Origin of the sequence: Falsirhodobacter sp. alg1, assembly GCF_000739715.2 — a bacterium.
GTDB lineage: Bacteria > Pseudomonadota > Alphaproteobacteria > Rhodobacterales > Rhodobacteraceae > Falsirhodobacter.
The window spans coordinates 353,622-376,770 of the sequence record NZ_BBJC02000001.1; the positions used below are offsets into that span (position 1 = coordinate 353,622).

Here is a 23,149-nt window from a genome sequence, read left to right on the forward strand (position 1 = left end):
GTCCTCTCAAAAGAAAAGAGCGGGCGCATGGCCCGCTCTTTCCTGATTGTCGATCCGGATGGATCAGAAGTTCAGACGGATACCGATGTCGGCAACAGTTTGACCTTGGAAGTCTTTGTCGATGATGTTGTCGGAGGTCAGGATACCACCGCGCAGCGAAGCGCCGCCGCCCAGGTCGTAGATTGCGCCAACGCCGTAGGACTCAAGGTTGTTGTCGCCTACGAGTTCGTCGTTACGAGCAAAACCGATGACCTGCGTTGCGCCGAAGGTGTAGTCAGCCGACAGACCGAACGAGCTTTCCACTTCTACGTCGTAATCGCCAACTTCAACGATAACTTCATGGAACTCGGTGTAGTAGCCTTTCAGGCCGATACCTGCGACGTCGACTTCACCCGATACGATGACCTGCGAACCGCCGTAGCCGGACAGACCGTTGTTTTCAACGTTGCCGTTGTCCAGGTAGCCGATGCCGACCTTATAGTTGGCGCCGGAGTAGGCTGCCGCCAACGAGTATGCGGTGTCGCGGTCGTTTGCGTAGGTGATTGCGATCGGGTTGGTGTCGTCTTCGCCTTCGACCGTTTCGGTCAGGCCGAACTGACGGCTTCCGTCAGTCATACCGGCGTGGAATTCGAAGCCGCCCATGGTGTACGAGTACAGAGCGCCCGGACCTTGGTCGATCGTGTCAGCGCCATCGCCGTTGATGTACGGGATGTCGGTGAAGTCGCCGAGGCCGGAGTAACCGATTGCGGTCAGGTCGCCGAGTGCTTCTTCGGCAGCCGAAACAACGTCACCCATTTCAAGCTTACCGAAGGAGCCCGAGATCCAGGTGGTGCCGTCTTTGTCTGTGCTGGTGCCGAACGAGCTGCCGCCAGCCGATGCGCTGGCTTGGTCAGCACGGAACGTTGCGCCGAATTCCAGGCCGGTGTCTGTTTGGCCGGACATGTTGAACCGGACGCGTGCGCGCTCGGAGAACTGTACATCCTCACCATCATAGACAACACCCATACGAGCGTCACCGGTCAGAGAGATTTCAGCAGCCGCGTAGCCGGTTGTTGCTGCGAGAATGGACGTTGCCAGAAGAAGCTTTTTCATTTTTCCCTCGTTGTACCTTAAAAGGCTGACCCACCATTGAAGGCAGGACTAGTAACGTTTTCGCGCTGGATAATTTATAAAGCAAACAGAACGGATGCTGTTCCCATCATGATCACAACTGTGGTGCATCAATGTCACACTTTCGTCAGACCATAGTTTGCGCAACCTGAAGTTAAGACACTTGTTCCGGTGGGGCCTGTCGGGTAGACCGTAGTGAATACGAGTATGGGGATCGAATGACGTCCAACTACTTTATGCGCACAGCCCTGTGCTGTGGCCTCGTCGTCGTTGTTGCCTCTTGTGGCAACAAGGAATCCGCAGATGCGCAGCGCGCTGCCCTGGAGGCTGTAAAGCCCTACAGCAACAGCGACAGCACGATCGGGAACGATAACGGTGGTGACCAGATCTGGGATCTGTTCAAGAATACCGATGATCCGAATGTCCAGATCGGCGTCAACAAATACATCTGGACTGCGTCCATGGATGTGTTGAGCTTCCTTCCGATCGAAACCGTTGATCCGTTCTCGGGTGTGTTCACGACCGGATACGGCACCCCGCCCGGCGGCGGTCGTTCCTATCGCGCCACCGTTTACGTGCAGGACCCGGCGCTGGATGCGCGGTCGCTGAATGTCTCGCTTCAGACCAGCGGCGGTGCGGCTGTTTCCGATGAGACCACCCGCGCGGTAGAGGATGCGATCTTGACCCGCGCCCGCCAGTTGCGGATTGCCGACAGCAACCGCTAGGCGTTCTCGCGCAGGATTGCCCCTGCCAGATAAAGCGAACCGCAGATGAGCACACGTGCCTGCGGTTCGATCTCGACAATCTTCTGCAGCGCCTCGGCGACCGAAGCGGCCTCGGTGGCCGGAATTCCGACAGAGCGGGCTGCGGCACATGTTTCGGCAGCGGGCAGGGTGTTCTGCTCGTTCGGAATGGAAACAGCCGTAAGGCTGGCAGTACATCCGGCCAGCGTCCGCATGTAGCCCGCGACATCCTTGGTATTCAGCATTCCGCAGATCAGATGAACCGGGCGCGGAGGCATGGCGGTCAGTGTTGCCGCAATCGCGGCGCCGCCCGCGGGATTATGCCCGCCATCCAGCCAGAGTTCGGCCTGCGGAGCCACATCGATCAGCGGACCCTGGCGCAGGCGCTGCATCCGGGCAGGCCATTCGGCGCGCGTAACGGCAGCTTCGCATGCGGCATCATCGCATCCCATGTGGCGCAGCGCGGCAAGGGCGGCCCCTGCGTTCTGCAATTGATGGGGGCCGGGAAGGTTGGGAAGCGGAAGATCCAGCAGACCGGTTTCATCCTGGAACACCATGCGCCCACGTTCGGCCTGCACATGCCAGTGCTGGCCATAGGCCAGAAGCGGCACACCCAGACGTGCGGCCCGTGCCTCGATCACATCCAGCGCTTCGGGGGCCTGGGGGCCAACGATGCAGGGCACGCCCCGCTTCAGGATGCCGGCCTTCTCGCCTGCAATCTCGGTCAGCGTTTCCCCCAGATACTGCTGGTGGTCGATCGACACGGGGGTGATGATGGTCAGTCGCGGTACTTCGATGACATTGGTGGCATCCAGCCTGCCGCCGAGACCCACCTCCAGCAGCGTGAAATCGGCGGGGGTGCGGGCAAAGGCCAGAATGCCTGCCGCCGTGGTGATTTCGAAGAAGGTGATCGGATCGCTGCCGTTGACCGCCGAGCATTCATCAAGCAGCGCCGTCAGGAGATCTTCTGAGATAAGGTCTCCGGCAATGCGGATGCGTTCGTGGAAACGTGCCAGATGCGGCGAGGTATAGGCGTGGACGCGATGGCCCGCAGCCTCCAGCCCCGCCCGAATCATGGCCTGGGTCGATCCCTTGCCGTTCGTTCCCGCCAGATGGATGACCGGCGGCAACAGGTTTTCAGGATTGCCAAGGCGCAGCAGCAGCCGGTGCATCCGGTCCAATGTAAGGTCGATGACCTTGGGATGAAGCGTCATCATCCGTTGCAGGATCAGATCGGAAGACACGGCTGCGCCTTTGTTCATGGGGCGGGGGGCGTAACGGGAGCAGGCTCCGGCGTCGGGGCAGGCAGATCCGCCTTCACCGCCGGGGGTTGGCCCGTCATCATCCGCAGGATCGTCACCAGCTCCTCACGCAATGCCTTGCGGTGCGTGACACGGTCCAGCATGCCGTGGTCCAGCAGGTATTCGGCGCGCTGGAAGCCTTCGGGCAGCTTTTCACGGATCGTCTGTTCGATCACGCGGGGACCGGCAAAACAGATCAGCGCGTTCGGCTCCGAGATGTGCACATCGCCCAGCATCGCATAGGAGGCCGTGACCCCGCCCGTGGTCGGGTGCGTCAGAACGACGATATAGGGCAGGCCCGCATCCTTAAGCATCTGCACGGCAACCGTGGTGCGCGGCATCTGCATCAAGGACAGAATGCCCTCCTGCATGCGTGCGCCGCCTGCGGCCGAAAACAGGACCAGCGGGCGCTTCAGTTCCACCGCGCGTTCTGCGGCCGCCACGATCGCATTGCCCACATACATGCCCATCGATCCGGCCATGAATGCGAAATCCTGCGCGGCCATGACCACCGGAGTACGGGCCATTTCGCCCTCGGCGACCAGCATCGCCTCTTTTTCGCCAGTAGATTTCTGGGCCGCACGCAAGCGGTCGGGGTATTTCTTCTGGTCGCGGAACTGCAGCGGGTCCACCACGGCTTCGGGAACCGAAACCTCGTTGAAAACGCCACCGTCAAACATTGCCTGAAAGCGCATGCGGGGTGTGATCGCCATATGGTGATCGCAGTTCGTGCATACGTTCAGGTTGTCCGCCAGTTCGCGGTGGAACAGCATCGTTCCGCACTCGGGACATTTGGTCCACAGATTCTCGGGCACCTCGCGGCGCGAGAACAGCGAATTGATCGTCGGGCGGACGTAGTTGGAGATCCAGTTCATGGCGCCGGAATGCCTTTCGTCGCGTCGGGTTGTTGGATGGAATATCCGCCGTTCGCGCAAATTGCAATTCCGCCTGTGAGGGTCATCGGTGGTGCGGGGCCAAATGCACGGCATTCATGGTCAGCGTGGTGGTGCCCGGCAGGATGGCAAAGGTTTCGCCGCCGATCAGGATGGACTGGCCGTATTCGCCGGTCATGATCTGGATGTGGGGCGGAATATCGGTGTCATAGCTGATCTCGATCCGGTCGGTTGCCGCGTCAAAATCAGTGATGGTGGCCGGTGCGCCCGCGGTGCCGCTGCCGATGATGAACGTATCCTCTCCCTCACCACCGGTGCCGTAATCGCCCGACTGCAACTGCAGCCGGTCATTCCCCACGCCGCCGTTCAGAAAATCCTGATCCTGATCATTGCCGCCGAACAGATCGTCATTGCCGTCTTCGCCATCCAGCGTATCCGCGCCTTGCCCGCCCCGTAAAAGATCATCCATCGAACCGCCTGCCAGCCAGTCATCGCCTGCGTCCCCGAACAGGCGGTCATTCCCCATCCCTCCCAGCAATGAATCCTGGCCCGCGCCGCCCCGGAGGATGTCGGCCCCGTTCTGCCCTGCCATCCAGTCATCGCCCTGACCGCCAAGCAGGAGATCGCCGCCATCCCCGCCGAAAATGCTGTCATCGCCATCATCCCCCCAGACCGTATCGCGCCCCGCGTCTGCATGGATCTGGTCATCGTCATTGCCACCCATGATCAGATCGTCGCCGCCGCGCCCGGCAATCTGATCCGTGCCACCTCCGCCATGGATGGTATCGGCCCCTTCGCCACCGGACAGCAGATCGCCGTCGTCGGTTCCATGCAGAAAGGAATCGAGGCTCTGGATGTCGCCCTCCTTTATCTCGGGCTGATCCGAGTCGGCGGGATCGTCGGTTTCCGGCGTTGCATCCGTCATGACGGCATCCGCTATTGCACCCGCCATAAGTGCGCCCACCAGCCCCAATAGCCCGATCATTGCCGGAACCCTTCTTCTGTTAACCATAAATGGTATGAAAATCATGATCTTGTGCGTGATTTCATACCGGAACAGGGGCGTTCTGCGAAGGCGGTTTCCGAAGAGTCTTAAAAGATGATTAACGCAAAAACGCTTTTCTTATTTCCGTTTTTTTTGTATGTGCGCGCATCCGTCTGTTATGCAGGCGGGGCAAGGGCCTTGCTGGACGACATCCTGGCTTGCGCCGTCACACCCGTTATCAAGGAGATATCGATGTCGATCACCGTTGAAGACAAGAACCGCATCATTAAAGAATTCGGCACCAAAGAAGGCGACACCGGTTCGCCCGAAGTTCAGGTTGCCGTGCTTTCCTCGCGGATCGCGACCCTGACCGAGCACTTCAAGATGCATAAGAAAGACAACCACTCCCGTCGTGGTCTTCTTATGATGGTGGCACAGCGCCGCAAACTGCTCGACTACCTCAAGGCCAAGGACGAAGGCCGGTACACGACGCTGATCGGGCGTCTGGGCCTGCGTCGCTAAGCTGCTAACGCGCCCCTTTCGGGGCGCGTTTCCGTTTTTCGCATTGTCCCCGCTGAGGTCCGGCGGGTCGACAGCACCAAAGGACCCCGGGCGAACGCCGCCCGGACGCAAAGCCGGGGGAGGGTCCCTTGGCCAGAACAGGAAATGACATGTTCAACGTGACGCAAAAGACGATCGAGTGGGGCGGCGAGACGCTGACGCTCGAAACCGGCAAAGTGGCCCGTCAGGCCGATGGCACCGTGATCGCCACCCTTGGCGAAACCTCGGTTATGGCCAACGTAACCTTTGCCAAACAACAGAAGCCGGGGCAGGATTTCTTCCCGCTGACCGTGCACTACCAGGAAAAATACTACGCAGCGGGCAAGATTCCGGGCGGGTTCTTCAAGCGTGAAGCGCGTCCTTCGGAAAAGGAAACGCTGACCTCGCGCCTGATCGACCGTCCGTGCCGTCCGCTGTTCGTTCCGGGCTTCAAGAACGAAGTTCTGGTCATGTGCACCGTGCTGAGCCACGATCTGCACAACGAACCCGATGTCGTGGCGATGATCGCGGCTTCGGCGGCCCTGACCATTTCGGGTGTCCCCTTCATGGGCCCGATCGGTGCGGCCCGCGTCGGTTTCTCGAACGGCGAATACGTTCTGAACCCCTCGGTCGATGATATGCAAGGGTTGCGCAACAACCCCGAGCAGCGTCTGGACCTGATCGTTGCCGGCACCAAGAACGCCGTGATGATGGTGGAATCGGAAGCCTACGAGCTGACCGAAGACGAAATGCTGGGCGCAGTGAAGTTCGGTCACGATGCCATGCAGCCGGTGATCGACATGATCATCGATCTGGCAGAGGATTCGGCGAAGGAGCCCTTCGATTTCGTTCCGGCCGATTATTCGAAGCTTTATGCCAAGATCAAGAAAGCCGGCGAAAAGCAGATGCGTGCCGCTTTTGCCATCAAGGACAAGGGTGAACGGGTCGATGCGATCGAGGCTGCACGTGCAGCCGTGAAGGCCGGCCTGTCCGAAGAGGATCTGGCCGATGCGAACCTCGGTTCGGCATTCAAGAAGCTGGAATCCTCGATCCTGCGCGGCGATGTTGTAAAGAACGGCGTCCGTATCGATGGTCGTGACACGAAGACCGTGCGCCCGATCGTTTCGGAAACCAGTGTTCTGCCCCGTACGCACGGCTCCTCGCTGTTCACCCGCGGTGAAACGCAGGCACTGGTCGTAACCACGCTGGGCACCGGCGAGGATGAGCAGATCATCGACGCGCTGCACGGCAACTCGCGCTCCAACTTCCTGCTGCATTACAACTTCCCTCCCTATTCGGTGGGTGAAGTCGGTCGTGTCGGTTCGCCCGGTCGTCGTGAAATCGGCCATGGTAAACTGGCATGGCGTGCGCTGCAGGCCGTTCTGCCGTCGCCGACCGATTTCCCCTACACGATCCGCGTCGTGTCCGAGATCACTGAATCCAACGGTTCGTCCTCGATGGCGTCGGTCTGTGGTGGCTCGTTGGCCATGATGGATGCGGGTGTTCCGCTGAAGGCACCGGTTGCCGGTGTGGCCATGGGCCTGATCCTTGAAGAAGATGGCAGCTATGCTGTTCTGACCGACATCCTGGGTGACGAAGATCATCTGGGCGACATGGACTTCAAGGTTGCCGGAACTGAAAACGGCATCACCTCGCTGCAGATGGACATCAAGATTGCAGGCATCACGCCCGAGATCATGAGCAAAGCCCTGGCCCAGGCCAAGGACGGCCGTCTGCATATCCTTGGTGAAATGTCCAAGGCGCTGACCTCGGCCAATGCATTCTCGGCATACGCGCCAAAAATCGAGACGCTGACGATTCCGACCGACAAGATCCGTGAAGTGATCGGTTCGGGCGGCAAGGTCATCCGCGAGATCGTGGAAACCTCGGGGGCCAAGGTCGACATCAATGATGACGGCATGATCAAGATCGCGTCCAATGACGCGGATGCGATCAAGCGCGCTTACGACATGATCTGGTCGATCGTGGCCGAGCCGGAAGAAGGCAAGATCTACACCGGTAAGGTTGTGAAGCTGGTCGACTTCGGTGCGTTCGTGAACTTCTTCGGCAAGCGTGACGGCCTCGTCCACGTTTCGCAGATCGCCAACAAGCGTCTGCAACACCCGAACGAAGTACTGAAGGAAGGCCAGGAAGTGAAAGTGAAACTTCTGGGCTTCGACGATCGCGGCAAGGTTCGCCTTGGCATGAAGATGGTCGATCAGGAAACGGGTGAAGAAGTTGCACCTGAAGCAAAGACCGAAGCCGAGTAATCGCACGGTTGATTGAAGAAGGGGCGTGTTTCACGCCCCTTCTTTTTCTATTATGACAAAGGTGACGCGCATCTGCGCCCGAAGCACCTTGTGGAGCGGTACCTTGAAGCCCAGCCCCTATTTGCCCCCGAAAAAGACAGCCTCCGAAAAGTTCGTGCGTGAATCAAAGCGGATCGGACGGCAGATCGCCTCCAAGGTTCTTCCGACCTGGGGCATTGCCGAACGCATCATCTACGATATGCGCCGCGATAAAGCCGTCCGTGTGACCGAAGGTACCAAGCCGCCTTTGGACGAGATCGTGATCCTGCTGATCTACCAGCCCAAAGGGTTGCTCGATTCCACCATCTGGCAATTGGAATGGATGGCCGCGCAGGGAATTTCGGCAGTTGTCGTGTCCAATACGCCGCTTCTTGATGCCGATCGGGTGCGTTTGCAGGGCATGACGCAATTTGTTGTGGAACGGCCGAATATCGGCTATGATTTCGGCGGCTATCGTGAAGGTGTGCTGCAAGTGCTGGAGCGCGGTCTGCGCCCCAAGGCGCTTTATGTGATGAACGACAGTATGTGGTTTCCTCTGTCCGAGGATTCGGATGCCATCGAGCGGAGCCGTGCCGCCCCCGAGGATGTCTGGGGACTGTTCGTCGATCTGGACTGGCGCCACCGGCTGACGGGAAACATCAAGGGCGCGCATGTGCAGTCCTATTTCTTCCGGTTCTCCGAGGCGGTGGTCAATGATCCGCGGTTCGAGGCCTATTGGCGCAAGATGTCGCTGATCAGTGCCAAGCGCCTTGTGGTCAAACTGCGCGAGCTGAAATTGGCGAACTATTTCGCCGAACTGGGCTATAGCGTCGGGGGGCTGCACAGCTGGCGCGAGGTGGCAGATTACCTGCTCAACCTGCAAGACGAAGACAAGATGGCCCAGATACTGAAGCACCAATGCGGGGTCCGGGCAGGAGATGCGGCCAAGATCGAACCCTTGCTGGAACGGGGCGATCTGACAGCACTGCAGATCCGCGACCATCTGCGGGAGGATATCGACAAGACCAACATCTTCCTGTTTTCCACGGCCCTGCACCCGATCGTCATGACCGATCTGGGCTTTCCGTTCCTGAAAAAGCAGAGCGTCTCGATCATGGTGGCAAAACGGCGTAAGCTGGTGGAACTGGGCATGCACAATGCATATCCCGAGCCTATCCGGCGCGAAGTTGCCGCGCGGGATGCTGTCTGAGCTTGCGACCGAAAGAGTAACCGAATGGCCGATCAACCCGTCATCATCCTCTGCATGAAGTGGGGTACGCTTTATGGGCCGGAGTATGTGAACAATCTGGCCGCAGGGGTTCGCAGGCATCTGGACCGTCCGTACCGCTTCATATGCTTTACCGATGATGGCACGGGGCTGGATGCGGGGATCGAGGTCAGGGATATTCCCGAACTGGGCCTGCCGGCGGGGCATAACGATCGTCGGTGGCGCAAGCTGTCGGTATTCCGGCCCGATCTGGGGCTGGAAGGGACGGCCCTGTTTCTGGATCTGGACCTGGTGATCGTGGATGATCTGGCGCCCTTCTTCGAGCAGCCAGGCACCTTCCTGATTGTGCGCGACGACGACCTGTTCCGACCGAAGCCCTTGCGCAAGCTGAACGCCGAACGCGATGCCTTTCTGCATTCGGTGGGCAACAGCTCGGTTTTCCGGTTCGAACTGGGGCGGCACGCCTACATTCTCGATGCTTTCGTTGCGGACCCAGAGGCCGCTACGCGCGATTACGAGATCAGCCAGCAGTTCCAGTCGGCGCAATTGGCCAAGCACGGGCATCTGGCCTATTGGCCCAAAGGCTGGTGCGTCAGTTTCAAGAATGACTGTGTGCCACGCGGCATCGCAAGTTACGTGCAGGATCCGTCCTGCCCTGCCGGGGCCAAAATGGTGGTCTTTGCGGGCAACCCCAAGATGACCGAGGTGCTGGAGGGCGGGGGCCATAAATGGTGCCGCCGTATCGGCAATGTGGATTGGCTGCGGCGCGCATGGCAGGCTTGATCCGTACCCTCAAGGCGCAATGGCGGACACGCCGCGCTGTGGCCGAGATAGGCGCGCGCGATATGCAGCCGCGTCCGCATGGTATGCCGACCGAGGTGATCGTATCGCTCACCTCTTATCCGGGGCGCTATGCCACGCTGGCCCGCACGCTGAACGGGCTGATGCGGCAAACGGTGCGGGCCGATCGCACGATCCTCTGGCTGGCGCATGGCGATGAGGCGACGCTTCCCGATGAGGTGCGTGCCACGGGAGTGGAGGTGCGGCTCTGGGAAGATATCCGTTCCTACAAGAAGATCATTCCCGCGTTGCAGGCGTTTCCCGATGCGGCCATCGTGACGGCGGATGACGACGTCTATTATCCGGCGGACTGGCTGGAGCGTTTGCTGGCGGGGACGGGCAAGGTCCGGGCTTTGCGAGCGCACCGCGTGGTGATGGCCGGGCAGGTTCCGGCACCCTATGATGCGTGGGAGCGAGGGCTGGCGGCCCCCGAAGCCGGACCGCTGGTTTTCCCGACGGGTGTGATGGGGGTCTATTATGCCCCGGGCGTGTTCCATCACGATGTGATGGACAAGGAGCTGTTCCGCACGCTTGCACCGGATGCCGATGACGTCTGGCTTTACTGGATGCACCGCCGCGCCGGAAACCATGCAGAGAAACTGGGTTCCAAAGGGCGCGTTCTGGAATGGCCCGGATCGCAGGCCAGGAGTCTCCGTGCCAGCAATCTGGGCGACAGCGGCAATGATCGGGCCATTGCCGCCATGGTAGCTAAATTCGGCTTTCCCTAGTTCAGCAGAACCAGGGATGCATTCAGCGCGGTAGCGATGCTGATCCAGGCCAGATAGGGCACGAACAGCAGGGATGACAGTTTATCCTGTGACCACGCGCGCAGGATAAACGCCAGAATGACGACCCAGAGCGCGGCAATGACGCTCAGCCCGATGACCATTTCATGCGCGCCGAAAAATACGGGCGTCCACGACAGGTTCAGCGCGATCTGCAAGATCCACAGCACCGCCGGCCCGCCGTACAGCGCCATCCGCGCACCGACCCAGCCAATCAGCACATACAGGACTGACCAGACAATCGGGAACCAGGAATCCGGTGGAGTAAAGAACGGCTGCTGCAACCCTTCGTACCACGCACCCGGTTGCCATTGCGTTCCGGCAAATATGCCAGCCCCCAATGTGGCGGCGATAAAGAGGATATGGATTAGAAGGTTGCGCACCGGTTCGTCCCTTATGATAACAGCGCGGAAAATCCCTGCTTGGCGCTATAACGTCAAGCGGGGGGATGAGGTTCGGCGGGAATTGGCTTGCGTCCTTCGTCTGTCAGAAGAAAGGCATCACGCCCCTCGATGACCACTGCCGAAAGGGGGCCGCCATAGGCCGCGCTGCTGTCGGTATTCAGGCGGTTGCCGTAGCTGGTGGCCTGCGCAATGGCCGTATGGCCGTGGACAATCAGCGGGCCGAAGCTGTCGGTGAAATCCAGAAAATCCTTGCGGATCCAGATCAGATCCTGCTCGGCCTGCGCCTCCAGCTCTCGCGTGGGACGTACGCCCGCATGGCAGAAGAAACATTCCCCCCGACGGAAGCTGACAGGGCGGGAGGCGAGGAAATCGCGGTGCGATTGCGGCACAGCCGCCACAGCCTCGGCATGCACCGGAGCCAGGGGCCGATCAGCGGCATTCGCAACGCCGTAACTGGCAAGAGTGGCACCGCCCCCGATCTTCGGGTGCATATAGCTGTGTTCAGGCTTTAGCCCCGGATCATGCCAGGCCGGATCGTCCAGAAACCGGCTGAGCAGGCGGTCGTGATTGCCCTTGAGCACAATCCAGTTCTGACCATTCTCAATTCCGCTGCGCAGGTATTCCACCACACCTGCAGAATCCGGTCCCCGGTCCACCAGATCTCCGACATGGACAATGGGGGCGGCCCCATGCAGGGCCATGTCACGCTCTATTCGTTGGTGGGCAGCCTGCAGCAAATCCAGATGGCCATGAATATCGCCAATGGCATAGGTATGCATATCATCTCCAATGCAATCGGGACCTGACACATCATCAGGTGTCGGCCTCGGGATTGATGTAGGGGAGGTTATGCGGAAATGCCAAGGGGCTGGTGCCGAAAGCTGCGCTGATAACTGGCGGTTGACCGCAGATCGGCTGACGAAGGGCCCAGAATGGCCCTTCGTGTTTGCAAGTGCTGCTCAGGCGTCGAACAGCAGCGGGCGGACCTGCTGGAACTTGCCTGTCGCTTCCAGAGCCGTACGGGCTTTCTCGTTCAACGGTTCATCCAGATAGATGATCGCGATGGCCTGATCGCCCGCCGCAGCGCGACCGAGGGTGAAGTTGGCGATGTTCGCGCCGTTTTCGCCCAGTGTCATTCCCAGCAGACCGATGATGCCTGGAACGTCCTTGTTGCTGGTGTACAGCATGTGCGGACCGATCTCGGCATCGACGTTGATCCCCTTGATCTGGATGAAGCGCGGTTTGCCGTCCGAGAAGACGGTTCCTGCGATCGAACGCTCGCGCTTCTCGGTTACCATCGTCACCTTGATGTAGGCGTCATAGGTGCCCGACTTTTCCTGCTTGGTGGTGGAGATCTGGATGCCACGCTCTTTGGCAATGATGGGCGCGGAAACCATGTTCACGTCAGGATTGGCAACTTTCATGATGCCCGCGATAGCCGCCGCGTTCAGGGCAGCAAGGTTCATTTCGGCCACGCCGCCGTCATAAAGGATATTGATCGCCTTGATCGGCTCATCCGTCATCTGGCCGATAAACGTACCGATATGCCCTGCCAGCTTGACCCACGGGCCCATCACTGCGGCCTCTTCGGCAGTGACCGATGGCATGTTCAGCGCGTTCTGCACGGCGCCTGTCAGCAGGTAATCCGACATTTGTTCGGCAACGTGCAGCGCCACGTTTTCCTGCGCCTCACTGGTGGATGCGCCAAGGTGCGGGGTGACGACGACATTCGGCAGGTTGAACAGCGGGCTGTCCGTTGCAGGCTCCACCTCGAACACGTCAAAGGCAGCACCGGCAACCTGACCGGACTTCAGCGCCTCGGCCAGAGCCACCTCGTTGACCAGCCCGCCGCGGGCACAGTTGATGATCCGGACGCCACGCTTGGTTTTTGCCAGCGTTTCGGCATTCAGGATGCCCTTGGTCTTTTCGGTCAGCGGAACATGCAGGGTGATGAAATCGGCGCGGGCCAGAAGCTCGTCCAGTTCGACCTTTTGCACGCCCATCTGCGTTGCACGCTCTTCGGACAGGAAGGGGTCATAGGCGACAACCTTCATGTGCAGGCCAAGGGCGCGATCGCAGACGATGCCGCCGATGTTGCCTGCGCCGATGACGCCCAACGTCTTGTTGAACAGCTCTACACCCATGAAGCGGGATTTTTCCCATTTGCCGGCATGGGTTGAAACGCTCGCCTCGGGCAGTTGGCGGGCAACGGCAAACATCATCGCGATTGCATGTTCAGCGGTGGTGATGGAGTTGCCGAAAGGCGTGTTCATCACGATCACGCCCTTTTTGGATGCGGCCGGGATATCGACGTTGTCGACACCAATACCTGCGCGGCCGATGACCTTCAGGTTCGGCGCCAGTTCCAGCAGCTTGTCCGTGACCTTGGTCGCAGAGCGAATGGCAAGGCCGTCATACTGGCCGATGATGCGGGCCAGCTCTTCCTTGTCCTTGCCCAGGGCGGGCATGTAATCAACATCAATTCCACGGTCACGGAAAATCTGGACAGCGGTTTCCGAAAGAGCGTCGGATACAAGTACACGGGGGGCCATTGGACGGCTCCTATATGAATTGGATGGGGGAAGAGAGGCGCTTACTGCGCCTCAATCTCGGTGTTGAATGCGTATTCGATCCACGGAAGCAGGGCTTCTACGTCCGAGGTTTCGACTGTGGCGCCGCACCAGATGCGCAGCCCTGCCGGGGCATCGCGATAAGCACCGGCGTCAAGGGCAACACCCTCTTTTTCCAGACGTTTGGCAACTGCCTTGGCAAATGCCGCACCATCCTTGATGCGATCATCGGTAAACTTAAGGCAGACCGATGTGCAGGAGGCGGTTGCCGGATCAACTGCCAGATTGGCAATCCAGTCATGCGCCGCAGTGAAGCCGGCAATGGCCTTCGCGTTGGCTTCTGCCCGGGCGATCAGCGCAGGCAATCCGCCAAGCGATTGCGCCCATTTCAGCGAAACGAGGTAATCCTCGACGCATAGCATGGACGGGGTATTGATCGTCTCACCCTTGAAGATGCCTTCGATCAGTTTTCCGCCCTTCGTCATGCGGAAAATCTTCGGCAGGGGCCATGCGGGGCTGTAGCTTTCCAGACGTTCAACCGCACGTGGGCTGAGGATCAGGACACCATGGCCACCTTCGCCGCCCAGCACCTTTTGCCAGCTGAAGGTGGTGACATCCAGCTTGTCCCACGGCAGATCCATTGCAAAGGCCGCACTGGTCGCATCGCAAATGGTCAGGCCCTGACGGTCAGCCGGAATGCCATCGCCATTGGGCAGGCGCACACCCGAGGTGGTGCCGTTCCATGTGAAGACAACGTCATTTTTGAAGTCGATCGTGGAGAAATCGACGATCTCGCCATAGGGCGCCTTCTTGACCTGCGCGTCGATCTTCAGCTGCTTGACGACATCGGTCACCCAGCCTTCGCCAAAGGATTCCCATGCAACCATTTCAACGGGGCGTTCACCCAGAAGGGACCACATGGCCATTTCGACAGCGCCGGTATCCGATGCGGGAACGATCCCGATGCGGTAATCGGCGGGCACGCCCAGAACGTCGCGGGTCAGGTCAATCGCTTCGGCAAGCTTGGATTTACCGATGGCGGCACGGTGCGAGCGGCCAAGGGGCGCGTCGGACAGCATGTCGAGGGTAAAGCCGGGGATCTTGGCGCAGGGGCCAGATGAAAAACGCGGATTAGCCGGCCGCGTGGACGGAGCTGTCATAGCCATTTCTGGTATCCTTACAGATAATCGCCCTTCGTTGGGGAAGGGTGTCCCGTTGACGGAGGTAGGCCTGTCTTGTGGATAAAGCAAGCACAGAAAACGCGGCTTCCATGACAATTTCTTGGGGTTTCGTGAAATGGCGGGCAATGGGGCTTATGCCCGCCGTGGGGTGCTGCGCTATTACGCCGCCGTTTCCCGGTCCGGACCCGGCAGGAACCGCGTGGCGATGAAGGACAGACTGGCGAGCGTGAGGGAACCGATCATCAGCGGAAGCGGTGTGCCGTTGAACGCGGCCCCGATCGGAATGGCGATGATCACCGCCCCTACCGTTCCGATAGACCCCATGACCGAAGCGGCAAGTCCTGCGCGATGCCCCAGAGGCTCCATCGCGAGGGCTGTCGCATTTCCGGCCAGCAGGCCGATCTGGAAGAACACGCCCAATGCATAGAGGACGAAAACCGCAAACTGTGCATTCACCCCCAACATGCCGCTGCCGATCAGAAGAATGGCAAGGGCCGAAAGGGCGATCTGCAGGCGCAGCATCAGCGCGATCATGAAACGCATTCCCATCCGCTGCACAACCATGCCGTTGATCGCCCCGGAGCTGCCCGAAAGAATGGCGATTCCGGCAAACCACAGGTGGAATTCGCTGGCACGGTCAAAGCTGATGTCGAAAATCTGCTGGATGGAGGACAGCATGGCAAACAGCGTCCCGAAGGCCGCGAGCTGCACGAAGATCATGATCCGGACCACGCGCATCGACAGGATTTCCTTTGCACCGGCCAGAATGTTTCCCATCCGGAAGGGGACGCGACGCGCAGGGGGGAGCGTTTCACCCTGGCGCACCGATAGCCAGATGGCCGCGACAATGGCGATCACGATCAGGCTCAGAAAGATTTCACGCCATCCTGCAATCCTGATTACAGCCTCTCCGAAGGTGGGGGCGATGGCGGGGAACAGGGTAAAGACCATCATCGTGAAGGATGTGATCTGGGCCATTTGCCGCCCTGAATACAGATCGCGGACCATCGCCACTGTTACCGCCCGTGTAGCTGCGGCACCCAGGCCCTGAAGGATGCGGCCCGCCAGCAGAACCTCCAGAGAACCGGACGCCCAGCACATCACCGCCCCGGTGATGTAGAGCGCGGCACCGCCCAGCAGGACCGGCTTGCGGCCCCAATGGTCCGACATCGGGCCGGTCACGATGGTGCCCAGCCCCATGCCCAGCAAAAAGAAAGTGACGACCAGTTGCACAAGGTTCGGCGCGTCCGGGGAAAGGGCTGCGGCCATTTGCGGAAAGGCAGGTAACGTAGCGTCAGTTGAGAATGCAACGATCGCCATCATGGTGGCCATCATGCATACGAACTCTACCTTGGAAATTCGAGGTGGGGCAGGGGCGGTCGTGCTGTCATGCAGACCCGCCGGCGAGGGTGGACATACCGGATCAACGGCTTTGTCTTGATCAGGCATATCCGGTCTCCTCGGGGTGGTTTCAATGCGGCAACGGTGTGTCTGTCGGGATGTTCCGCGCGATCCGTCTGGATGCGCGGACAAGATGGCGGATTCAAATTTTTGATTTGGTCCTAATTATTAGCATGCTATATGTTATGCAAGAAGCAAGGGGTCTCCACAGGTGACGCGGAAGTTCGATTTTCATCTTTTGTTGCACTCGGCTGCGCTTGTCGAAGAAGAGCTGCGCCAGCGTCTGGCCCTGGTCAAGCTGCTGCCCCGCCAGGCGCGGGTGATCGATGCCCTGGATCGCATGGGGCAGGCCTCGCAGATCGAGCTGGCCCGCGAATTCGGGGTAACCCCGGCCAGCATGAGCACAATGACCGCACGCCTGATCTCTGCGGGATTTATCTCCAGAACCACGAATCCGACGGAGGCGCGCAGCAATGTCTTGCGGCTGACCCCCCGCGGTGAGGAACTGCTGGGCAAGATACATGCGTCATGGCGCGAGGTTGATCTTTTGATTGAATCCCGCCTGGGGCCGGATAAGAGCGGCGCATTGACACGATTGACCGGTGAGCTGCGCGATCAGCTTGGTGGTACGAACCCGACACCACATCGGTCACAACAAACGGCCGAAACATCCTGACGGAGCCAGTTATGAAGCATGCCCTGATAACCGCATCTGCGCTTGCCCTTTTGGGCGCACCGCAATTTGCCCTGGCAGATACAAGCCAGGATTTCGCCGACAGTTTTCTGCCGACGGCATTTGTCGATGCGCCCGAGCTGGTGGAATGTGAGCTTTCGGACGGGACTACCAGCGAATGCTACAAGATGACGGTGGACAACAAGCCGGATGAATTCACCATCGGCCCGTTCTGCCCTTCCACCACCTCGGAGGACGGAGGTTTGTGGAATTGGGACGGGGACAAGGCGGGCCTTTACCGCATTGACGGGGCGTTCCTGCAGATGCTGGACGAGCAGGGTTTCCATTTCTACGACGCGGATGGCACGGTTCACATCTCCGACCCGCGCACCGAACAGCCCGATGTGGACAATGCCTGCCTGCAAGCCTCGCTGGACGATGATGTGACGATGACGTTGCTGATTCCCGCCCATCCCAAGCCGGCGGCAAAACCATCCCAATTGGGCACCGTGGCCAAGGTAGGGATTGCCCTAGACGGGGTTCCGATCTTTGCCGATGCGCCAAGCGTGCTGGATACGGGCCATATGCCCGCGCTGGATGTCTGTGGCGGTCATATCGATCCGGGCGGTTGGTATCACTGGCATGCAACGGCGACCGATATCGGAACGGCTTTGAATTCGGCCAATGTTTCAGCCGATTGCGCATTGCAGCAGGACGCGACCGAGAAATTTGCCTATGCCTTTGACGGTTTTCCGATTTACGGCAGCCGTGAAACAAACGGCAGCATGCCCGAAGGACTGGATGAATGCGGCGGGCATGATGAGGGTGAGGGATATCACTACCACGCATCCGAAGGCTTTCCGAACCTGCCCACCTGTCTGAAGGGTGTGGTGGCCGAAAACAACTTCACCACCACAGCCGCAGGCGGCATCGGTTCCGAACATGGTGGCGGCCCCGGTGCGGGCCAGATGCCCCCCGGAATGGAAGAGGCGGCTGAAACATTGGGCGTGGATCCGCAGGACCTGATGCAGGCCCTGGGCGCACCGGGCCAGCGGCCCGATCTGGCCGAAGTTGCCGAAAAACTGGGTGTAAGTGAGGAAACCCTGCGGAATACGCTGCCGAAGCCCGGCCGCTGACCCCTGTTCCGGAGGTGCGATCGATGACAGGCGATCACACCTTCGGAAGGTACCGTCGCCATCTTTCCGGCTTGTCGCTAAAAATGATCATTTGCACCACGCCCAGCAATCGGCCCGATGCGGCCAAGTCGAGGAGAATCCATGTCAAACTTCCAGAGTAATCGTCCGGCCAATTCGAAGGCGGGCTCATCGGCCAAGGTCGGGGGCATCGTTCTTGTGGTCGCCATTCTTGCCGTGGCGGCGACACTGATCATCATGTTCGGCGCGCGGCTTGGCCTGTGGACGCCGGGGTATGGATTCGGATTGTATCGCGCCTATGCCAACTCGATCGCCTATGTCGTGACGGGACTGGCACTGGTTGCCCTGATCTATTGCATCGTGCGCGGCGGCACGGGCGGAAAAATCTATTCGGTGATTGCCCTTTTGTTGGGCATCGGGTTGTGCGGGCCACAGCTGATGGCCAAGATCAATCCGCCAGCACGGGTTCCACCCATCCATGACATCTCTACCAATACCGAAAACCCGCCGGCCTTCATGGTGATCGACGACAGCCGTATCGAGGCGACCAATGATCTGGAATACGGCGGCCCGGAAGTTGCCAAGTTGCAGCACGAGGCCTATCCTGATGTGGTTCCGATCATGACGGACATGTCGGAATCCGACGCCTATGATCACGCGCTGGAGGTGGCAAAGGCCACTGGCTGGGAGATCGTGGGCGAGGATAAAGCCGCAATGCGGTTCGAGGCCACTGCCCGTACTGCCGTGTTCTATTTTGCTGATGATATCGTTGTCACAGTCTCACCGGCTGATACCGGGAGCCGTGTGGACATGCGGAGTGTTTCGCGGATCGGTCGCAGCGACCAAGGCAAGAACGCCGAGCGTATCCGGACGTTCATCAAGGACTTCAACGAGTAATCATCCAGCCTCATCGCTGCCTTTGCCGGGCGGCGGTGCGCTTCGATATGGTCGTGATAAAAAGGGGAGCCGTTCGGCTCCCCTTTTCAGTGATTACAGCATGCCAAGAAGCTGGCGGGCGGCTTCCTCGGATGATGCCGGATTCTGGCCTGTTACCAGTCTGCCGTCCTTCAGCACATAGGACCCCCAATCGGGGCCTTTGCTGTAGATCCCGCCCTGGGCGGTCAGCATGTCCTCTACCAGAAACGGCACGACCTTTGTCAGGCCGACAGCTTCCTCTTCGGTATTGGTGAACCCGGTCACCTGCCGTCCTTTGGTAAAGGGGGCGCCATCCTTGGTCTTCACATTCTTGAACACGCCGGGGGCATGGCATACCGCACCGACCGGACGATCACTGTTTGCAAAGGTTTCGATCAACCTGATGCTATGGGCATCCTCGGCCAGATCCCACAGGGGGCCGTGCCCGCCAGGATAGAAGATCGCATCATAGTCCTCTGCCGCTACATCGCCCAGCAAACGGGTGCTTGCCAGGGCTTGCTGGGCTGCTTGATCCCCCTTGAACCGTTTGGTGGCCTCGGTCTGAGCATCGGGCGCATCGCTTGAGGGATCAAGGGGCGGCTGGCCGCCCTTGGGCGAGGCCAGAACAACCTCGGCCCCCGCGTCCTTGAACACGTAATAGGGCGCGGCAAATTCCTCGAGCCAGAAGCCCGTCTTGTTGCCGGTATCGCCCAACTTGTCGTGAGAGGTCAGAACCATAAGAATTTTCATGTCGGATGCTCTCTTTCTCAGGCGTTCAGTTTGATGACGCGTTTGCCAAAGGCTTCACCGTTCAGCAGGCCGATGAAGGCTTCGGGGGCTTTCTCCAGGCCCTCGATCATCTCTTCGCGGTATTTGATCTTGCCCTCCTTGACCCAGTCGCCCATCTGCTTGGCGAATTCGTCATAAAGATGGCCGAACTCTTCGAACACGATAAAGCCGCGCAGGGTCATACGTTTGCGCAGGATGGTTCCCATCAGCAGGCTCAGGCGATCCGGACCGTCGGGCAGGGAGGTGGCATTGTATTGCGAGATAAGGCCACAGACAGGAATGCGGGCAAAGGGATTCAGCAAGGGAAATACGGCGTCGAACACCTTGCCGCCGACGTTCTCGAAATAGATGTCGATGCCTTTGGGTGTGGCGGCTGCCAATGCGTCCGGAAAGTCCTTGGCCTTGTAATCGATGCAGGCATCGAACCCCAGTTTCTCGACCACATGGGCGCATTTGTCCGCGCCGCCGGCAATACCGACCACATGCAGGCCAAGCACCTTGGCGATCTGGCCCACGGTGGCACCAACAGGTCCGCTGGCACCGGCGACAACCAGCGTCTCGCCCTTTTGCGGCTTGCCGATCTGGGTCAGCCCGCCCCAGGCGGTCAGGCCCGGCATTCCCAGCACCCCGAGCGCCCAGGATGGGTTTTCAGGCGATTTGCCAAGGTTGATGACACCCTTGCCGTCGGTCACCGCGTAATCCTGCCATCCGCCGAAGGCTACCACCCAATCGCCTTCTTGAAATCCGTCAACATGGGAGGTGACAACCTGCGCCACGGTACCGCCGACCATCACATCGCCAAGTTCGACCGGTGGGGCATAAGAGGGGGCATCGCTCATCCGGCCGCGCATGTAGGGGTCCAGAGACAGATACTCGTTGCGGATCAGCATCTGGCCGTCCTTGGCTTCCGGCAGGCTGTCTGTTTCAAGGCGAAGCGTATTGCTGTCAGGCTCCCCCGTCGGGCGCTGTGCCAGAACAAATTTGCGATTTTCGGTTTTCGATTGCGCCATGAGAACGTTCCTTTTTGATCGCGTCATGAACAGAACGTGCGCCGATGCGTATGGGTCCAGCGGCGCCGCACTGTTCGAAATGCGTGTGACCGATATCTAGGAAGGCCCGACCGGATCGCCAAGTCCGCAAAATATAAAGATTTAATTCGACACGCTGCGGTGGGTTGCCGTCTGGATAACGGATCGCGCTGAATAAAACGTGAGAGCTTCGACAGCTCGGCACGTTGGAAATGCCAGGGGCCATAAATGACAAAGCCCCGTAAGTCACGAGGACCACGGGGCTTTCGCCAAGACTTTGGTGCCCAGAAGAGGACTCGAACCTCCACGCCTTGCGGCACACGGACCTGAACCGTGCGCGTCTACCAATTCCGCCATCTGGGCTGATGTCGTGGCGGTGATCTACCTAGAGCGGCGGGGGGTGTCAATGCGGAATTTGAAGATTTTTTACGAAGATCTCTCAAGGCTTGCCCGCAGGGGATAGTCGGCGTATCTCAACCCAAGTCAGGCAGGACCCGGAGGGTATGGGAATGACCAAGCTCGTCACGATTTTCGGCGGTTCCGGATTCGTCGGTCGCTATGTTGCGCGTCGGTTGGCGCGGGATGGATGGCGCATTCGCATCGCCGTCCGCCGCCCGAATGAGGCGCTGTTTCTCAAACCCTATGGCGCTGTAGGGCAGGTAGAACCTGTTTTCTGCAATATTCGGGATGATGCATCGGTACATTCGGTGCTGGCGGGTGCGGATGCGGTGGTGAACTGCGTCGGTATTCTTGCCCCCAGCGGGCGGAACGGATTCGATTCCATTCAGGTGGAAGGTGCTGGCCGCGTTGCCCGTCTGGCCGCCGAGGCTGGGGTCGGGCGTCTGGTCCATATTTCCGCCATCGGCGCGGATGCGCAATCGGACAGCGACTATGCCCGTTCCAAGGCAGAGGGTGAAGGGGCCGTTCGTGCCGCATTCCCCGCCGCGGTGATTCTGCGCCCTTCGATCATTTTCGGGCCGGAGGATGAATTCTTCAACCGTTTTGCCGCAATGGCCCGCCCTTGGCCCGTTCTGCCGGTGATCCACGCCGATACCAAATTCCAGCCGGTCTATGTCGATGATGTGGCGAAGGCGGTTGTGGCCGGGATCGATGGGGCCGCTCCGGGGATCTACGAGCTGGGCGGCCCGGAGGTCGAAACCTTCCGCGCCTTGATGGATCAGATGCTGGTTGTGATCATGCGCAAGCGCAAGGTTGTCGAACTGCCTCTAGGATTGGCCAATATCATGGCTTCGGTCATGGACGGGCTTTCGAGTGCGTCCGGTGGGCTGATCGCCAATACCACGGTTTCCCGCGACCAGTTGAAACTGCTGGCCAAGGACAACGTCGTGGCGGCAAATGCGCAGGGTTTCGCCGAGCTTGGGGTGGAGCCTCTGGCATTTGAGGCTGTGATCCCGGAATACCTGTGGCGTTTCCGCCCCTCCGGCCAATATGCCCGGATGCGGGAATCAGCGAAATCACGCAAGGCCTGACAATTATTATGATTGATGTACTCGAAGCCCTTCTCCTTGGTGTGGTGGAGGGGCTGACCGAGTTCATTCCCGTCTCCTCGACCGGCCATCTGCTGCTGTTGGGCCATGCCATCGGTTTTGACAGCGCAGGCCATGCTTTCGAGGTGATGGTGCAACTGGGGGCGGTGCTGGCGGTGGCCTCACTTTACGCCGCGCGCCTTTGGGGTGTGGTGCAGGCTGCGCCGCATGACCCTTCGGCCCGCCGGTTTCTGGCTTCGGTTCTGGTGGCGTTCCTGCCTGCGGTATTCATCGGGGTCATGGCGCATGATATCATCAAGAGTGTTCTGTTCGAGACGCCGCGTCTGATCGCACTGATGCTGATTCTGGGCGGGGCGGTTCTGATCTTCGTGGATCGTCTGGCATTGGTGCCGCGATATGAGGATGCGACGCGTCTGCCCTTGGGCGTGGCATTGAAGATCGGGGTGATCCAATGCATCGCGATGATTCCGGGTGTGTCGCGATCAGGCGCCACGATTGTGGGGGCCCTGGCCCTCGGGGTTAGCAAGCGTGCTGCGGCCGAATTTTCGTTCTTCCTTTCGATGCCCACGATGTTGGGCGCCTTTGCCTATGACCTGATGAAGAACCGGGATGTGCTGGATGCGGCGCAGGTGGAAACCATCGTCATCGGCTTCATCGCGGCCTTCATTTCCGGCCTTTGCGTGGTGCGCTGGCTGCTGGGATATGTATCGCGACACGGCTACGCAATTTTCGGCTGGTGGCGAATCGTGGTTGGAATCATTGCCTTGGTAGCGCTTAGCATATGATGGGTAAGCATTGCTGACATTATTTTTT

The 23,149-nt window shown here is 59.6% G+C and carries 22 protein-coding genes and 1 tRNA gene; 11 read left to right on the forward strand and 12 right to left on the reverse strand.

Features of this window, described 5'->3' with window-relative positions:
- Nucleotides 1-63: 63 nt before the first annotated feature.
- A complete protein-coding gene (locus TR36_RS01655; RefSeq protein WP_045388089.1) occupies nt 64-1,092 on the reverse strand; it encodes a porin in 1,029 nt (342 codons plus the stop codon).
- Nucleotides 1,093-1,328: 236 nt separating this feature from the next.
- Here TR36_RS01655 and TR36_RS01660 point away from each other — a divergent pair, with 236 nt between their 5' ends.
- Nucleotides 1,329-1,835: a DUF3576 domain-containing protein gene (locus TR36_RS01660; protein WP_045388086.1), complete on the forward strand. Its 507-nt coding sequence runs from the start codon at nt 1,329-1,331 to the stop codon at nt 1,833-1,835.
- Here the strand turns inward: TR36_RS01660 and TR36_RS01665 are convergent.
- The 3 genes from TR36_RS01665 to TR36_RS01675 form a co-directional block, all read right to left on the reverse strand.
- Nucleotides 1,832-3,115: a folylpolyglutamate synthase/dihydrofolate synthase family protein gene (locus TR36_RS01665; RefSeq protein ID WP_045388083.1), complete on the reverse strand. Its 1,284-nt coding sequence runs from the start codon at nt 3,113-3,115 to the stop codon at nt 1,832-1,834. The two genes, TR36_RS01660 and TR36_RS01665, sit on opposite strands and share 4 nt — an antisense overlap.
- Nucleotides 3,112-4,029 carry an acetyl-CoA carboxylase, carboxyltransferase subunit beta gene (accD, locus tag TR36_RS01670; RefSeq protein WP_062762224.1) on the reverse strand — a complete coding sequence of 306 codons (918 nt, stop codon included), beginning with the start codon at nt 4,027-4,029 and terminating at the stop codon, nt 3,112-3,114. Before accD ends, TR36_RS01665 begins: the two co-directional genes overlap by 4 nt.
- Before the next feature lie 82 nt (nt 4,030-4,111).
- Nucleotides 4,112-5,032, reverse strand: a complete 921-nt coding sequence (locus TR36_RS01675) for a calcium-binding protein (RefSeq protein WP_045388077.1) — start codon at nt 5,030-5,032, stop codon at nt 4,112-4,114.
- 252 nt (nt 5,033-5,284) lie between these two features.
- Between TR36_RS01675 and rpsO the strand changes: the two genes are divergently transcribed.
- From rpsO to TR36_RS01700, 5 genes are all read left to right on the forward strand, one after another.
- Nucleotides 5,285-5,554: a 30S ribosomal protein S15 gene (rpsO, locus tag TR36_RS01680; protein WP_045388823.1), complete on the forward strand. Its 270-nt coding sequence runs from the start codon at nt 5,285-5,287 to the stop codon at nt 5,552-5,554.
- 149 nt (nt 5,555-5,703) lie between these two features.
- A complete protein-coding gene (pnp, locus tag TR36_RS01685) occupies nt 5,704-7,842 on the forward strand; it encodes a polyribonucleotide nucleotidyltransferase (RefSeq protein ID WP_045388074.1) in 2,139 nt (712 codons plus the stop codon).
- Between the two features lie 103 nt (nt 7,843-7,945).
- Nucleotides 7,946-9,070, forward strand: a complete 1,125-nt coding sequence (locus TR36_RS01690) for a rhamnan synthesis F family protein (protein ID WP_192841301.1) — start codon at nt 7,946-7,948, stop codon at nt 9,068-9,070.
- 24 nt (nt 9,071-9,094) lie between these two features.
- Entirely contained in the window at nt 9,095-9,871 is a 777-nt protein-coding gene (locus tag TR36_RS01695) for a hypothetical protein (RefSeq protein WP_062762226.1), read from the forward strand.
- Entirely contained in the window at nt 9,859-10,656 is a 798-nt protein-coding gene (locus TR36_RS01700) for a hypothetical protein (RefSeq protein WP_045388817.1), read from the forward strand. The genes TR36_RS01695 and TR36_RS01700 overlap by 13 nt, the downstream gene beginning before the upstream one ends.
- Here TR36_RS01700 and TR36_RS01705 read toward each other — a convergent pair.
- The 5 genes from TR36_RS01705 to TR36_RS01725 form a co-directional block, all read right to left on the reverse strand.
- Nucleotides 10,653-11,096 carry a TspO/MBR family protein gene (locus TR36_RS01705; protein ID WP_045388068.1) on the reverse strand — a complete coding sequence of 148 codons (444 nt, stop codon included), beginning with the start codon at nt 11,094-11,096 and terminating at the stop codon, nt 10,653-10,655. The two genes, TR36_RS01700 and TR36_RS01705, sit on opposite strands and share 4 nt — an antisense overlap.
- Nucleotides 11,097-11,149: 53 nt before the next feature.
- Nucleotides 11,150-11,896 (reverse strand): metallophosphoesterase, encoded by a 747-nt coding sequence (locus TR36_RS01710; RefSeq protein ID WP_045388065.1) that lies wholly within the window; start codon nt 11,894-11,896, stop codon nt 11,150-11,152.
- 180 nt (nt 11,897-12,076) lie between these two features.
- Nucleotides 12,077-13,669, reverse strand: a complete 1,593-nt coding sequence (serA, locus tag TR36_RS01715; protein WP_045388062.1) for a phosphoglycerate dehydrogenase — start codon at nt 13,667-13,669, stop codon at nt 12,077-12,079.
- Nucleotides 13,670-13,710: 41 nt separating this feature from the next.
- A complete protein-coding gene (locus tag TR36_RS01720; RefSeq protein ID WP_045388059.1) occupies nt 13,711-14,853 on the reverse strand; it encodes a phosphoserine transaminase in 1,143 nt (380 codons plus the stop codon).
- A gap of 174 nt (nt 14,854-15,027) precedes the next feature.
- Nucleotides 15,028-16,317, reverse strand: a complete 1,290-nt coding sequence (locus TR36_RS01725; RefSeq protein WP_082714810.1) for a multidrug effflux MFS transporter — start codon at nt 16,315-16,317, stop codon at nt 15,028-15,030.
- 163 nt (nt 16,318-16,480) lie between these two features.
- On the opposite strand from TR36_RS01725, the gene TR36_RS01730 reads away from it, so the two are divergent.
- The 3 genes from TR36_RS01730 to TR36_RS01740 all read left to right on the forward strand — a co-directional run bounded on the left by TR36_RS01730 (nt 16,481) and on the right by TR36_RS01740 (nt 18,993).
- Nucleotides 16,481-16,945, forward strand: a complete 465-nt coding sequence (locus TR36_RS01730; RefSeq protein WP_045388056.1) for a MarR family winged helix-turn-helix transcriptional regulator — start codon at nt 16,481-16,483, stop codon at nt 16,943-16,945.
- Between the two features lie 11 nt (nt 16,946-16,956).
- Nucleotides 16,957-18,078: a YHYH protein gene (locus TR36_RS01735; RefSeq protein ID WP_052362461.1), complete on the forward strand. Its 1,122-nt coding sequence runs from the start codon at nt 16,957-16,959 to the stop codon at nt 18,076-18,078.
- A gap of 141 nt (nt 18,079-18,219) precedes the next feature.
- A complete protein-coding gene (locus TR36_RS01740; RefSeq protein ID WP_045388053.1) occupies nt 18,220-18,993 on the forward strand; it encodes a DUF1499 domain-containing protein in 774 nt (257 codons plus the stop codon).
- Between the two features lie 93 nt (nt 18,994-19,086).
- Here the strand turns inward: TR36_RS01740 and TR36_RS01745 are convergent, their stop codons facing one another.
- From TR36_RS01745 to TR36_RS01755, 3 genes are all read right to left on the reverse strand, one after another.
- Nucleotides 19,087-19,761 carry a type 1 glutamine amidotransferase domain-containing protein gene (locus TR36_RS01745; RefSeq protein ID WP_045388050.1) on the reverse strand — a complete coding sequence of 225 codons (675 nt, stop codon included), beginning with the start codon at nt 19,759-19,761 and terminating at the stop codon, nt 19,087-19,089.
- 17 nt (nt 19,762-19,778) lie between these two features.
- Nucleotides 19,779-20,810 carry an NADP-dependent oxidoreductase gene (locus TR36_RS01750; RefSeq protein ID WP_045388047.1) on the reverse strand — a complete coding sequence of 344 codons (1,032 nt, stop codon included), beginning with the start codon at nt 20,808-20,810 and terminating at the stop codon, nt 19,779-19,781.
- Nucleotides 20,811-21,106: 296 nt separating this feature from the next.
- Nucleotides 21,107-21,191 (reverse strand) — tRNA-Leu (locus TR36_RS01755).
- Between the two features lie 146 nt (nt 21,192-21,337).
- On the opposite strand from TR36_RS01755, the gene TR36_RS01760 reads away from it, so the two are divergent.
- On the forward strand, nt 21,338-22,318 hold the full coding sequence (locus TR36_RS01760) for a complex I NDUFA9 subunit family protein (protein WP_045388809.1): 981 nt from the start codon (nt 21,338-21,340) through the stop codon (nt 22,316-22,318).
- An 8-nt stretch (nt 22,319-22,326) separates the two neighbouring features.
- Nucleotides 22,327-23,121, forward strand: coding sequence for an undecaprenyl-diphosphate phosphatase (locus TR36_RS01765; RefSeq protein ID WP_045388044.1), 795 nt, complete (start codon nt 22,327-22,329; stop codon nt 23,119-23,121).
- Nucleotides 23,122-23,149 lie beyond the last annotated feature (28 nt).